Raw genomic sequence first — 12,988 nt, forward strand, 5'->3', positions numbered from 1 at the left:
CCCAGCCCGGTCAATACCCCGAGCAGGGACAGTACCCGCAGGCGACTCAGTACCCACAGGCACCTCAGCAACCCCAGGCGGGTCAATACCCTGAGCAAGGCCAGCAGCCGGGCCAATACCCACAGGCCTGAGCAGCGCTCGCTCTCAGTTCTGAATACTTTTCGGGGCGACCGCACGCAGCCGCGGTCGCCCCGACGACAGTTAACCCCTCACAGGAGCATGACATGTCTTTCCCTTTGACAAAGCGAGTTGCGACCTTCTCTCTTGCCGGCATGTGCGCTTTGGCGATGGTCGCGCCAGTAATCAATGCTCCATCAGCTCAAGCAGCAGGCCATCGTTTCGGTATTTCTCAGACTTTCTGGATCCGAGTTGACGGACGTGTCACTCACCAGTTTTCACTCATCGAGCAGTCCAACTTCATCAGTAAGGAAGCCTGCGAGTCTCTTCCAGTGGCATTGGAGTGGTCTCGCGTCACCTTCAGTGCCTCACCAACCTCAACTCGATGCACCATCGAAACTGACTTCAATCGCCATGTGAACCCCTATGTAGCTGTCGATCAGAATCGAAGCGTAACTTTTGCCGCTCGCCCCATCGCACTTGAAGACCTTGGTCTTGAGCTTCCTGAAGACACGACTCTCACCTACCAGTCCGTGAGCCTCACCGGAAGAGGGTTCCACGCAACGCAGGTCAACGCGGGAGCGGAAACCCGCCTGGACAGCACAGGTGATAACGTCTCCTGGAAAAATATCGGAAAGGATGTCGTCGCCGCTGAGGGGACTATCGACGTCGACAACGATTTCCACACTCAAGAACGCAAGACCTATCAAGGTATCGAAGCCGTTGATATGCCCGGCGATTTTCAAGACGCTTCCGCTACTGTCAAAGCAAACTCAAGCAGCTCTAACAGCCCATCCCCTTCTTCGACATCAGCACGTTCAAGCTCAAGCTCCTCGGGAATGATGTCCGGCCTCATGCAATTCATCATTCGCTTGCTCCCAGCGATCATCGTATTTGCTGGTGCGACGTTTATAACGAGGTATTCCGCCCGCCGACGTCGCAAGAACAAATACCAGAGCGGTGGATTCCCAGTACGCGTTCCTACACCGCTTCCATCCCACAGCACGTCGGGGGCTCCTTCACAGGCACCAAGTCCCTTCAGCGTTCGCGGAAAGGACCCCTCTGCCAGCGCGTTCTCAACAGGATCGCAGGCCCCCTCAACCAGCACGCCGAAGAGCACTGTGCCCGCTGATCCCCACCTCACGCCCAGCGAGCCACAGCCGGCCTCGGCCTCGCAAACTCCGACTTCGCCCCCGCCTGCTACCTCCTCGGAGCCGTACAACCCCTATGCGCCCTCCCCTGATCCCGCTTCTTCCCTACCTCCAGCGGCAAGTCCGGCGGAAGCCGCCGATTCAGCACCAGATCCGTACTCGACCGACTGGCGAAATTCCCTCTAGGAGTATCTGATGCCTTTTTCTTTCCCGAGGCCCACAGCACGCTCTTTCCTTGCCGGCGCTTTAGCGTGTGGATTCCTTGCCGCAATTGGTTTGCCCGCCCCTACTCATGCTGAAGAGCACGAGGTCTCGATTAGCGAAAGCGTTTACGCACGCAATAGCGGGCGCTCCCAATACGAGCTATCGATCTTTGACCGCACTCAAACTATGACCGAAGCTGCCTGCGAGGCAGTCCCCTTGGCTCAACAGTGGTCGGTTGTCGAATTCGAAGCCAATTCTTCTTACAACTACTGCCGCATCGAAACCGATTTCAACCGACACAAGAATCCCTATGTGGCGGTTGATTCAAGTGGGCACCTCACTTTCGCTGCAAAACCAGTGAAAATTGAAGACCTCAACCTCGCTCTTCCCAGCAGTACCGTTGTTTCTTCGCATCGCTTTTCATTGACGGGGAGGAACCTGAATACATCACGTGTGAGCGAAGGCGCCTCGGTGCGTCGCGATGATTCTGGCGACACCGTTCACTGGGATGAGGTTTCTGAAGAAGTGGTCGCTGCCGAAGGAAGGGTGGAAATCGACGACCGTTTCCACTCTCAAGAACGCGAGGACTTTAACGGCATTAGCGCTGTTGAAGTGCCCACTGATCTTCAGGCCCCCAATGTGACGACCCCGTCCAGCAACACAGGAAGCGGCGGGCTAGGGCGCATGTTCTTTGGAACTCCGGGCATGAGTTTGGTTTTTTTCTCCTCTCTATTCATCATCGTCGTTCTCGTGCTTATTTCTGCAGTTTTGATTTCACGCAGGAATAAAAAGAAGACCGTCTACTACCAAAGCGGTTTCAGCTCATACCAAGCTGGAGTATCAATCCCCCAACCATATGGCTCAACGACGCCCACAGGCACCTATACGCCGCCCGGCATGGGCCCACAGGCAGGATCAGCACCCGCTTCGCCCTACCAGGGTTCGTCCTCCGCCGGCGCTCAACCACCTTCTCCTTCTTCAAGCGGCTGGCACAACCCGTTTGAGCCACCAAAGAACTGAGCGTTTTCTACTGGCACAGCGGGAGTGCTCACCTACCTCACCCCACACAGGAGGCGTACTCCCACTAGACTGGCCACAGCCTCGGCAATGATCATGGAAGGACTCATATGCGATCCACTCTGATGCGACGCGTGGTGCGCCTGCTGGGCATATCAGCCTGCACGTTCCTAGTTGCTGGTAGCGCCTCCACGCTGATGGCGACACCTGCACTCGCAGACAGCGCCTATGTCACCATTGGCGAGAGCGTCATCTTCAGCGATATCGGATTCATCAAATATGAGCTCAACATTATTGATTCTTCTCAGACCATGACCGAAGAGGCATGCCGTTCTCTACCTCAGTCGAAAGCCAGCGCGGAGACAACCTTCTCAAACGACAAAAACCTGTCATACTGCAGGATTAGCGCAACGATCGTGGGTAATAATCCCTACCTAGCGATCAATAAACAGGGCGATTTCACCTTTGCCGCACGCCCGGTAGCCCCTGAGGACCTCCATCTTTCTTTCCCCGCGGATACAGATTTCAAAGGCATGCGTTCGATCACTTTCAGCGCACCGAACGCCGCAGTTACCCAGCTTTCATCAGGGGGTTCTATTGACGATGGTTTTAATCACTGGGTCATTGTTAAGTGGAGCGGCGATGCACTGAATGCTCCCGTAGCAGCTATTGGCACGGTCAAGGTGCCCTCAAATTTCCACCCGATTATCCGCATGGAGCTCGGGGGTATTTCACCAGTTGATGTGCCTAGTGACCTCACGACCGTCAATCAAGCGACCTCGGCTCCGTCCAAAGCCGCGTCGCGACGGACAACAAGTTCTCAGAATTCAAACTCCACGCCTGGCGTCATTTCGTTTTTTGACACCGTCTTGAGTTCGCTTCAAAAATACGGTGGTCTTCCGATAGCCATCATCTTTATCGCGATTGTCTGGGGCTTTGACTCACTCAAGAAGAAAAAGAAGAAGAAAAAGAAAGCCGAGCCCTCGCCATTCAGCGTTCCCCAGTACTACGAACCAGCTCGACCGCCTGCCCAGCCAAGTTCAGAGAATCTTTTTGATGTGAGTTCTCAGCCTGTTACCGAGGCCGAGGCCTCCACAGCGCTCCCCCATCCCGAGCCCTCCCCATCCCCGACCCCGCTTGGACACAATCCCTTCTCCTTGGAGCCTGCGTCCAGCACCCCGGACATTCCTTCGATTCCCGAGGCAGCGTCGCCAGCCGAGGCCGCGGATGATCCTTTCCGACCATCTTCTTCCACGCAGGGCGGGACAGCGTCGCACAAAGCCTCAGGAGGACGCAATCGTTTTGCGCCGCCGGAGGAATGACTTCAGACTTACGCAATCACAGCCGCAGGAAATCACGAAAACTAAGGAATTACTCATGAGAGCATCTATTTCTAGACGAAACCGCATTTTGCTCAGCATTACGGCCTGTGCGCTCATGATTTCCTCTTCCTTATTCGGGGCATCGCCCGCTCATGCTGTTCGCAATCAGGCGGAGATCAGAGAGTTTTTCATGATTTTGTCGGACGGTAACGTCAGTCACTCCATTACGGTAATCGACTATTCAAAGACGCTCACCCAAGATGCTTGCGACGCATCTCCTATGGTCCAGCAATGGTCTCAGACTCGATTCACAGATTATTCAGACTCCTACTACTGCGAAATTACTACGGATTTCAAGCGCGCAACAAACCCGTACGTTGGAGTCGATCAGGATGGAAAGGTAACCTTCGCTACGGCTCCACTGGAGCTCAAAGACCTCGCCCTTGGCCTTCCCGAAGACATTTCCGTGATAGCACGTCGAGTTGACTTCACCGGCCCCTACCTGACCATCACAAAGGGCACAAAAGGCTCGGAACTTGTGGAGAGCGATCCTACGAGCGATTCGGTGAGATGGATTAATGACCTCGGTTCGATCGTGGGTGCCGAAGGATATATCCAAGGTTCTTCTTCTTATTCCCACCCGATTGAGCGCAAAGATTTCAACGAACTTACGGCCGTTCCAGTACCGACCGAAATGACGGATTTTCCGCATTCACGCACTATTGCGGCGCCGACGCCATACACTCCTTCACCTACAGCAAGTTCATACACTCCTTCGTCTACAGCAAGCTCGCCATCACCCTTTAGTCTTGGGTGGCTGATCAACCGGGTCATCAACCCCGTAATCGGCGTGGGACTGGGGGGGTTTTTCGTGTGGTGCATGTGGTGGATACTGAAGAAGGGTCTAGAACGAAATAAGACTCAGGCGGGGACCCTTGCCTCCTCGGACTACCAAGCCCAATCTTCGACACCCCCCGCACCCACCCCGACTGTTCAAGAACCTCACAATCCTTTCGATTCGGAGTGGCGTAGTCCTTCGGTTTAAATCGACCACTACCGCTCGCACATCCTTGAACCTAAGCTCACCTTGAGGAAGTTTATGCACTCCTATCACCGACACCTTCACCGCCTGCAGACTTGGGCGGCTGTGTGTGCATCTGTCATCGCGCTGTCGCTTTTCACCGCTACCCCCGGCTATAGCGCAGAAAACGAAGTAAAAATTAACGAAGTCTTCACAATTCGTGAACCAAATTCGGTCAGCTATCAAGTAACGGTGCATGATTTCTCGAAGACGCTGACTGAAGAGTCCTGCCAGGCTTCTCCCGTTGCACTGGATTGGTCCTCGGTGACCTTTACCCAAGCGACATATTCGAACGATTGCTTTATCTCCACGGAATTTAACCGATACGCGAATCCCTATGTCGGCATCGACGAAGACGGGAAGTTAACATTTGCTACGTCACCACTGACCTTGGAGAAGCTGTCTTTGGGTCTTCCCGAAAATACAGTCGTCGCACGTCAGAGCGTCACACTTTCAGGGTTTTACATGCGTTTCATTAAAACCAGCAGCGGCGCTCAGCTGGATGACAGTAACCCCAACTTCAGTACCGTGGAGTGGCTAAATATTCACACACCCACCTTTGCTGCTGAGGGAATTGTAGAAAAAGCGAAGAATTTCCACACCATCGAACGTAAAAACTTCAATGGGGTTGTCGCAGTCCCCATGCCAACGAATCTTCAAGACGCGTCGTACGCACGTCGCGCAACCGCTACAAGTTCACCCACGACTCAATCAGCATCGTCCTCTTCCCAAGGAACTTTCACCCGACTGGTTCTGGCGATGACGGGGAGCATCTTATTTCCGGCAACTGTGATCATTCTCTTGCGTACATGGTTCGACAGACGTCAAAAGCGCAAGGCCAAAACGGAGACTCCCACAGCTCCGTCGCCCTTCAGTTCCTCTTCTATTCCAAGCGCGATGGAACCATCTGCTCGCACTTCCCAGAATCCTTTTGCGACGCAATGGGAAGGTGAAACGGATACAACAGGCGACGCGCAGGGACACTCCGAAAAACCGGGTTCTTCATCCAGCGAATTGCCCGGAGCTCATGGAGATTCACCGCGAAATCCCTACGGACCGCCAACTAGCTAAGCACTCTGCTTCAGCATTTTTGCCACACTAAAACAATTCGATATGCTTGCAGCAGCTTGATTCAATTTCGAAGGATGTCTCAATGAAGCGTTTGTACTCGACGGCAGCCGCGCTTGTGCTTGCCGGAGCTCTCGTGCTCCCAACAGCGACGAGCGCACAGGCAGCTAATTCAGATCTGACCGTCTCGGTGACTTTGAGCGTCTATAACAAGGGAAGCGTCGGCAAGGCTTTCGACATTTACGACCGTTCCAAGCAAATCGATGAGGGCAAATGTAAATCTTTCTCGAACGGGAATGGCGACTACCGCATCGAATTCGCGCAGGGCGATAACTTCACTCGCTGCTCGGTTTTCCCACCCTTCGAAAGTGGAGATGCCGTCGGGAAGTACTATTCGCTGACCGAGCAGGGCGATTTCACCTTGGTCTATTCCGCAGACCAGTTAATGAAAGACACTGACTTCCTGGGCCGCCAGCGCGATATTGGTTTCATCAATGTCCGTCCGCTGGTATTCGAGCTTGATACTGCCTCTGAAGGTGCCCAGTTCCACGACGAAGATCGCGCAAAGCGTGGCACCAACGACTACTCGCCGACTGATCAGAGCGTCACGTGGCAAAAGCCCACCGGAAAGGTTGCAGTCCACGGTAAGAAGACGAGCAGGTATCAGGGCGCCGCGACAGTGAATGGGCAATTTGGAACTGATATTCCTACCCTCAGCCCGCTGCCCGAGCCCGCTCCTGAACCAAGTGCGCCTGACCGCAACCGCACAGCTCCGTCGACTCCGGCTTCTTCGTCGTTCTCATCGTCACTGATCTGGATTATCGGTGGCGTCGTAGCAGGTGTTCTGGTGGTTGGAGCACTGGTTATTTTCGTTCTTCGCCGTCTTTCTTCCGCTTCCAAGAGTGCTGACCAAGCATCGGGAGATGAACAGGCACATGCAGCAGCTCCGTCGACGCGCGAACGCACTCGTGAAGATAAGCGCCGCGAGCGCGATGAGCGAAAGCGCGCAAAGGCAGCGGCAAAGGCAGCTCGTCAGCAGGGCAGCGGACCCGGTGCGATTCTTCAGGGTTCAGCTCCGCTAGGTACAGCTCCCCAGCAGAGTACCGCTCCTGCTACTTTCCAGGCTCCTACTCAACCTGCAGCTCAGGCTGTTTCTCAGCCCGTAGACGCTGCTGCCCAGGCTACCGTTCCGACTGCTCAGCGACAGGCCACACTGCCTCAGACTCAGGCACCGGCAGCGCAACCTCAGTCGGCATCGACGCAAGATGCTGCACCACAGAAACAGCCCCAGGCACCTGCAGTGCACATTCCTCCGGCACCGAAGTCAGAGCCTTCGCCCGCCCGCCATTCTGCGGTTTCTCAGCCTGAAGCTCAAACACCGAACCAATCGGTACCTTCCGTACAGCCGACGGCTGAACCCGTACAGGCAAAGCCCCACGTGGAAGAGCAAGCGGCTGCAGCGGCCTCGACCCCTGCGCCAGCTGCTCCAGCACCAACTGCTTCTGCTCAACCTACCCAAGCACCAGCTGCTCAGTCGCAGCCTGGGCAAGGCTCACAGCAGCAGTGGAGCCAGCCTCAGCCTGCCCAGTCCCCTGCGCCTCAGCCTGCCCAGTCCCCTGCGCCTCAGCCTGCTCCGCAGCAGTGGGGACAACGGCCACAGCAGCAACAGCAGCCCGCACCACAACAGTGGGGACAGCAGGGATATGCTCCCATTCCCAGCCAGCAGCAAGCACCTCGCCAGCAGTGGGGGCAGCCGCTTCCACCCCAGCAGCAGCAAGGTATGAGCTTCCGGGGTCAAAGTATTGTTCCGCCGGCGCCGCAACAAAGCCAGCAACCTCAGGGCTCTCCCTACGGCGCTCCTCAGCAGTGGGGACAGCAACCTGCACAGGGCCAGCAGCCCGGGCAAAACCAGCAGTGGCAGAGTCAGGTTCCAGCTCAGCAGCAATGGCAGCAGAGTACACAACCTTCTCGCAACCCCTACGGACCTGCTTCACAACAGGGTCAGCAATGGGGCGGACAACCCGCACAGCAGCCCTACGGTACCGGCCAGCAACAAGGCCAGCAGTGGCAACAGTGGCAGCAGGGACAGTCCGCTCAACAAGCGCAGCAGTGGGGCGGACAACCCGCACAGCAGCCTTACGGCCCCGGACAGCAACAGGGGCAGCAGTGGCAGCCTCAAAACGGTCAGGGCGCCCAGAATGGGCAGCAAGGCCAGCCCGGACAAGGCCAGCCCAGCCAGCCGCAGCAGGGCCAGCAGCCCGGTCAAGGACAACAATGGCAGCAGGGCCAGCAGCCAAATCCCTGGACACAGGGACCCACGCAGCAATGACGAGCGAGAGAGCTCAAGGATAGGTTGAGGGCTTGGTATCACGTGATACCAAGCCCTCAACCTCTTTGTAGAAACCTTCAACGCATTCTTCCCTCCATTAAGAACGGCGCCAGAAGATCTCTACTCGATTACCTTCTCAAAAGACCACACAGGCACATCGTTGCCGTCTAAAGACACCGAGTGCTCACCAACAATTCTGTATCCCACACTCGAATACAAGTTCGCATTCCTTGGGGTACATGTAATAAATGCGAGGCAGCCTCCCCCATGGGAACGAATGTATCCCTCAATCCCACGTTCAAGGAAAATCCTGCCGTGGCCTCGGTGTTGAAATTCCGGATCAACTGCGATCACCGTCAGGAACCACTGAAAATCCGATGCTTTGCGGACAACTGAATCCGCGGCCTCGGTAAAAGAGAAGAAACGCACCAAGCGGTCAAAGCGCATGTATCCAAGGAGCGGCCTGCAGTAACGCAAGTATTCAAGCAGCCCTGGTGGGCGGCGGTTAAGCAGGGCAACGCCAAGGATTCTCCCCTGATCTTCTAAGACCAAAACCGTGTGATAACGCACAAATACGCGGATCATGACGGCGTGAAGATCACGAATCCAGTCGGGGAATTTTTCGGGTTCAGCAAGTAACCCTTTCACCGCCGTGTGAAGAGGATAATTTTCGAAGGCTGCACCCGCGAGATCAGCGAGCTTATCTATCTGATCCTCACGCGCAGAATAAACGTGCATGGCCTTCCCCGATCGTCGATTCCTCATGTCTGAGTATGAGTGGATACTGAGGTTTTAAGGCTAATGCATCAACCTGCACCCGTTCTTTCTAGAGTCAGTATGTAGGCAGAACGGCGCACTCGCAACAGTTTGCATTCATAAATGTATCGGGAATTTTTTGAGGAAATTTCAGGCGAGTATTCGATGGCCCTTCCTAGCGCTAACCTGAAAATATGTGACTTCTCTTCGCCTGAGGTTCAGCATTCTTCGCTGGCATCACCGCTGCATTTGCGAAGCTTGGAATCCACGGCCACGATTCAACGCTTATCTCTTTCTTTTCCTCTCCGGGCTTGCAACCGGCGCATCGCGGCTGTGCTACTACCGAGCGTTCCAGGAAGGCTCCGCGTCCATCGTTGTCCCTATCGACAAACTTTCAATACTGGTGGCGGTTGTATTTTCAGCACTCATGTTGTGTGAACACGTCTCGGGACGGTATTCATTTGGAATCGCTAGTATGTGTACTGGGGTCATACTGATGGTCATCGGCTAGCCCGAGGAGGGAGAGTTATGCTGCGCCGCGCAACACTCGAAGATGCAGACGCTCTGTCCGCGCTTGCGTCCACGTGCTTCACGCAGACTTTTGGCCACCTATATGCACCCGACGACCTTGATCGTTTCATTCACGAGGCCTACTCCCCCGAGGTCCTTCGCGCAGAGCTTGCGGATCCGAAGCGCCCGACCTGGTTGCTTTTTCTTGAGGAAAGCGAGGCCGCCGCGACTGCACCAGAGTGTACTGATACGCGCACGGCCTCGGAAGGCAAACTGATTGGCTACGTGACCGTTTGCCCCGCACACCTCCCCCACCCCGACGTGAAGCCCACCGACGGAGAGGTTCAGCGGCTCTATCTGCTACGGGAATACCAAGGTGGCGGACGTGGTTCACGGATGCTTGAACATGCGTTGAATTGGCTCGAGGCAGACGGGCCGCGAACACTTTGGATTGGAGCATGGAGCGAGAACTACGGTGCACAGAGGCTGTACGGTCGCTACGGTTTCACGAAGGTCGGAGAGTATTCATTTATGGTTGGCGATCACGCTGACCGCGAGTTCATTTTGCGGCGCGACGCCGCAGTTCAGGAGTCCTCATGAAGACAGCACACTGGCATGCACTTTTGCTTGCAGGAGCAGGAGTTATGCATTTCAAGGCACCGCAGGTTTATGACGCGATTGTGCCACGTAGCCTTCCCGGGAATGCGCGAACCTACACCTTGGTGAGCGGCGCTGCCGAGTTGGCAATTGCCGCTGGCCTTGCGCTTCCATTGACGAGGCGACTGGCCGGCTTGGCCGCGAGCGCACTGTACGTCGCGGTCTTCCCTGCAAACATCAAGATGGCGGTGGATTATCGCAAGGAAGGCAAGCCTGCGGGCGCACAGGCACTTGCGTATGCTCGGCTGCCGCTTCAGATTCCTCTAATTCGCGGGGCGTGGAGGGTGTTTCGAGGGAAGTAGGAGGCCTCAGTTATTAGCTTGTTTCACTCCGCGGTATTGATGCCCGGAGGCGGGAGCTGACGCAGGTGCTGCTTGAGTCGGTTAGCCTGAGTTTGAAGCGAAACGAAGGTCATACCACCCGAGATCACTCCGCCAATGAGCGGGAGGATCTTCGACATTGTTTTGGTAAAGCCCTGCTTCGTCACGGAAATTCCGATGACCTTGAGGGATTTCTTAACGACCGGGTACCAAGTCCCATTCATCAAGGCCTTGCGCGCAACTCGCTTTTCAATAGCAGGAGCAACAATCATCCGAGCAAAATCCCGCATCGACTCGGCAGCTCCGGCAACTCCCAGCATGACGCCGAAGAAGAGGCCCATCTGGGCGATCGTCTCATCATCGACATCGTCCAAATCCGTTAAGAATTCTTTCCACCCATACAGGTACGCAAGCTTTTGCATGATCCGCAGCGAGTGAACGTAGTACTGAGTGAGGTCGGCGGGCACGGTTCCGAGCATCGCGAAGCCACCGGGGATTCCTGCAGCAAAAGAGAGCGCGGTAGATTTCTTCGTTTCGAATGAGATCGCGTCATTTGCCAGTTTGTCCAAAGACTTGCGCGAAACTCCCGCTGAGAGTGGATTGCTGGCAATAGCACACTCAATCTGGGCATCACTTAGATGAAGCTTTCGCAGTTCCTGGCGCAAGAAGTCCTCGCGCGAGATCCGTACTCCCCGAATTCGCAAGAGTTTCTTCAGAAAGAAGACCGCGTAGACCGAGGCCTCTTGCCCTTCCTCCGTTGAGAGTTCAGAAAGCAGCGGGGCATTCTCATTATCTTCAATGAGTTCTCCTTCAAAAACGGGAGCATCAAGAAGTTCATCTTCCTGATAGCCATGCGTGGCTTCTTCGGAGAGCAAAGGTTCTTTCTCCTGGCTCATATTGCCCCTTATCACTCACATCGAAAACAGGTAGTGCGATTCTACTGGAACAATGCACTACCCACGCTTCATCGGGTAGCGCCGATCTTCTCGCTTCCACCACGGCATCCACGAGGAGTATCCATCGACAGGCGCGGTAGTGGACGAAGGCTCAAACCCAAGCTCTGCAGGCGTTTTGGAATCCGACCGACCAAGAAATACTGATCCTTATCGTCGCAGCACTCGCGCACAATTGCACGGAACTCCGCCAGCTCACAGTACAAAACTCCGGTGATCGGATTGCGTTTGAACACCACGATCGTGTAAAGCCAGTAGGCAAAGAACATAACATTCGCCACCAATGCGACCACCGCGCACGCGATGTTCGCCCGCGGGTTCCTGGTCACAAAGTTAAAGATATCCGAGGGCGGCACCAAGATCTCGGGAAGCAAAGTATTCATCGAAATCCAGAACACCAGTGTGAAGCAACGGAGCTAGATCCACTGTCCCTTCACACAGGTGAACGCGGGGATCATGCAGGCCAGTAGCAGGGCAAGAGTGCAGTACCACGTGTAGTCAACCAGCGAGTTGCAGAGGAACGCGTGGTTCCACAAGTCGTAAGCAATGACCCACGGCCACACCATGTCCACCCAGATCAGCCCCTGGACCTTCTGCTTGCCCGGTGCAATATGTGGCTGGTCCTCACCGTCTTTATCCTCATACCTGTCGCGCTCATGGTCTTTTGGTGGCCGCACTCGACGCAGGGCACGGCCTCGGCAGGCTGCTTCCCAATCGTCAAGCAGCACTCGGCGCTGGCGGGGTCCCTGTGTTTGGTCGCGCTTCAGGTATTCCCGGGGCTGCAGCAGAAGCGCGGGTACCTGCTAATTCTACCGGTGATCCTTTCCGCCAACATTGCCGAGGCCGTGGTAGGCGATTTCCAGTGCTACGGCATTCACGGGGTGGATTGGGATCTTTGTGTCGAAAGGCAAGGAACGCGCGCTCGTCTGGGATGACCTGACGATCGAGTGGATTATCGCCTACGACCTGTGGAATTTCGCCTACGTCTACAACTGTCTAGCGGACCGCGCCTGGTATTCGGGCGTGACACTGTTGGCGGCGTGTACGATTCCGGCTCTTATGAAGTTTGGACGAGGCGCGTGGATCCAATATCGGGCCTACACGCTGACTTTCTGGTCGGCTGTGGTGCTCACTTTCCCGCATTTGATGCAGGACTCGATGTTTGCGCACCGCAGCGCGCACAACCCAAGCGCGATGTTCATTATCTCGGCAGTCGCGCTGCTTGCAAATGTGTGGGTTTTCGGCCGCCACGTGTATGTAAACGTCTCAAAGAAGCGCAATCCCTTCACGCAGGAGGTTCACGCGGATGAGCCGACTTACGTGGGGTGGGTGCGGGATTTAGCCTCGGATGAAGACAAAGAACTAATCGCTGCGCGCCTTGGGACGACACCCGAGAAAGCGGGGTTTGTGACGGCGTCTTAAGATCGTGGCCGGCTCTTCCATTGGATTTCGCAATCTCGTGGAAAAACAGACACGAAACAGAAGTGGCCGGGGCATGCGCCC

The 12,988-nt window shown here is 55.5% G+C and carries 11 protein-coding genes and 2 pseudogenes; 10 read left to right on the forward strand and 3 right to left on the reverse strand.

All coding sequences use genetic code 11. The annotated features are described in order from the left end of the window. Window positions 1–224: 224 nt before the first annotated feature. The 6 genes from QZR18_RS07810 (at window position 225) to QZR18_RS07835 (ending at window position 8,289) form a co-directional block, all read left to right on the forward strand. Window positions 225–1,454: a hypothetical protein gene (locus QZR18_RS07810; protein ID WP_178705556.1), complete on the forward strand. Its 1,230-nt coding sequence runs from the start codon at window positions 225–227 to the stop codon at window positions 1,452–1,454. Between the two features lie 9 nt (window positions 1,455–1,463). Continuing rightward, window positions 1,464–2,492, forward strand: a complete 1,029-nt coding sequence (locus QZR18_RS07815) for a hypothetical protein (RefSeq protein ID WP_178705553.1) — start codon at window positions 1,464–1,466, stop codon at window positions 2,490–2,492. 107 nt (window positions 2,493–2,599) lie between these two features. Further along, window positions 2,600–3,811, forward strand: a complete 1,212-nt coding sequence (locus tag QZR18_RS07820) for a hypothetical protein (protein WP_178705550.1) — start codon at window positions 2,600–2,602, stop codon at window positions 3,809–3,811. A 55-nt stretch (window positions 3,812–3,866) separates the two neighbouring features. Next, window positions 3,867–4,856, forward strand: coding sequence for a hypothetical protein (locus QZR18_RS07825; RefSeq protein ID WP_178705547.1), 990 nt, complete (start codon window positions 3,867–3,869; stop codon window positions 4,854–4,856). Between the two features lie 54 nt (window positions 4,857–4,910). After that, complete coding sequence (locus QZR18_RS07830; RefSeq protein ID WP_178705544.1) at window positions 4,911–5,963, forward strand: hypothetical protein; 1,053 nt, start codon at window positions 4,911–4,913, stop codon at window positions 5,961–5,963. An 82-nt stretch (window positions 5,964–6,045) separates the two neighbouring features. Beyond that, on the forward strand, window positions 6,046–8,289 hold the full coding sequence (locus QZR18_RS07835; RefSeq protein ID WP_295910871.1) for a hypothetical protein: 2,244 nt from the start codon (window positions 6,046–6,048) through the stop codon (window positions 8,287–8,289). Window positions 8,290–8,409: 120 nt separating this feature from the next. Here the strand turns inward: QZR18_RS07835 and QZR18_RS07840 are convergent, their stop codons facing one another. Beyond that, window positions 8,410–9,027 (reverse strand): GNAT family N-acetyltransferase, encoded by a 618-nt coding sequence (locus QZR18_RS07840; protein WP_178705819.1) that lies wholly within the window; start codon window positions 9,025–9,027, stop codon window positions 8,410–8,412. A 214-nt stretch (window positions 9,028–9,241) separates the two neighbouring features. Between QZR18_RS07840 and QZR18_RS07845 the strand changes: the two genes are divergently transcribed. Genes QZR18_RS07845 through QZR18_RS07855 form a run of 3 tightly spaced genes read left to right on the forward strand, consistent with a single transcriptional unit; the run spans window position 9,242 to window position 10,514 of the window. Continuing rightward, a complete protein-coding gene (locus QZR18_RS07845; RefSeq protein WP_295910873.1) occupies window positions 9,242–9,556 on the forward strand; it encodes an EamA family transporter in 315 nt (104 codons plus the stop codon). Window positions 9,557–9,573: 17 nt separating this feature from the next. Beyond that, the gene (locus QZR18_RS07850; protein ID WP_178705813.1) at window positions 9,574–10,155 is read left to right on the forward strand and encodes a GNAT family N-acetyltransferase; all 582 of its coding nucleotides are present in this window, start codon (window positions 9,574–9,576) and stop codon (window positions 10,153–10,155) included. Further along, window positions 10,152–10,514 carry a hypothetical protein gene (locus QZR18_RS07855; RefSeq protein WP_178705815.1) on the forward strand — a complete coding sequence of 121 codons (363 nt, stop codon included), beginning with the start codon at window positions 10,152–10,154 and terminating at the stop codon, window positions 10,512–10,514. The genes QZR18_RS07850 and QZR18_RS07855 overlap by 4 nt, the downstream gene beginning before the upstream one ends. Window positions 10,515–10,537: 23 nt before the next feature. Here QZR18_RS07855 and QZR18_RS07860 read toward each other — a convergent pair whose 3' ends face one another. Continuing rightward, window positions 10,538–11,428 (reverse strand): hypothetical protein, encoded by an 891-nt coding sequence (locus QZR18_RS07860; protein ID WP_178705817.1) that lies wholly within the window; start codon window positions 11,426–11,428, stop codon window positions 10,538–10,540. Between the two features lie 57 nt (window positions 11,429–11,485). Beyond that, window positions 11,486–12,087 (reverse strand): annotated as a pseudogene (locus QZR18_RS07865) (DUF5692 family protein); the annotation flags it as partial. On the opposite strand from QZR18_RS07865, the pseudogene QZR18_RS07870 reads away from it, so the two are divergent. Beyond that, window positions 12,082–12,907, forward strand: a pseudogene (locus QZR18_RS07870) (DUF5692 family protein); the annotation flags it as partial. The pseudogenes QZR18_RS07865 and QZR18_RS07870 sit on opposite strands and share 6 nt — an antisense overlap. Between the last annotated feature and the right edge of the window lie 81 nt (window positions 12,908–12,988).

The organism is uncultured Actinomyces sp., from assembly GCA_900541895.1.
Taxonomy (GTDB): domain Bacteria; phylum Actinomycetota; class Actinomycetes; order Actinomycetales; family Actinomycetaceae; genus Pauljensenia.

What these genes read in the sequence shown, in the direction of transcription:
- QZR18_RS07810 (WP_178705556.1), top strand. Translation starts at nt 225, where the DNA reads ATGTCTTTCCCTTTGACAAAGCGAGTTGCGACCTTCTCTCTTGCCGGC.
- QZR18_RS07815 (WP_178705553.1), top strand. Translation starts at nt 1,464, where the DNA reads ATGCCTTTTTCTTTCCCGAGGCCCACAGCACGCTCTTTCCTTGCCGGC.
- QZR18_RS07820 (WP_178705550.1), top strand. Translation starts at nt 2,600, where the DNA reads ATGCGATCCACTCTGATGCGACGCGTGGTGCGCCTGCTGGGCATATCA.
- QZR18_RS07825 (WP_178705547.1), top strand. Translation starts at nt 3,867, where the DNA reads ATGAGAGCATCTATTTCTAGACGAAACCGCATTTTGCTCAGCATTACG.
- QZR18_RS07830 (WP_178705544.1), top strand. Translation starts at nt 4,911, where the DNA reads ATGCACTCCTATCACCGACACCTTCACCGCCTGCAGACTTGGGCGGCT.
- QZR18_RS07835 (WP_295910871.1), top strand. Translation starts at nt 6,046, where the DNA reads ATGAAGCGTTTGTACTCGACGGCAGCCGCGCTTGTGCTTGCCGGAGCT.
- QZR18_RS07840 (WP_178705819.1), bottom strand. Translation starts at nt 9,027, where the DNA reads ATGCACGTTTATTCTGCGCGTGAGGATCAGATAGATAAGCTCGCTGAT.
- QZR18_RS07850 (WP_178705813.1), top strand. Translation starts at nt 9,574, where the DNA reads ATGCTGCGCCGCGCAACACTCGAAGATGCAGACGCTCTGTCCGCGCTT.
- QZR18_RS07855 (WP_178705815.1), top strand. Translation starts at nt 10,152, where the DNA reads ATGAAGACAGCACACTGGCATGCACTTTTGCTTGCAGGAGCAGGAGTT.
- QZR18_RS07860 (WP_178705817.1), bottom strand. Translation starts at nt 11,428, where the DNA reads ATGAGCCAGGAGAAAGAACCTTTGCTCTCCGAAGAAGCCACGCATGGC.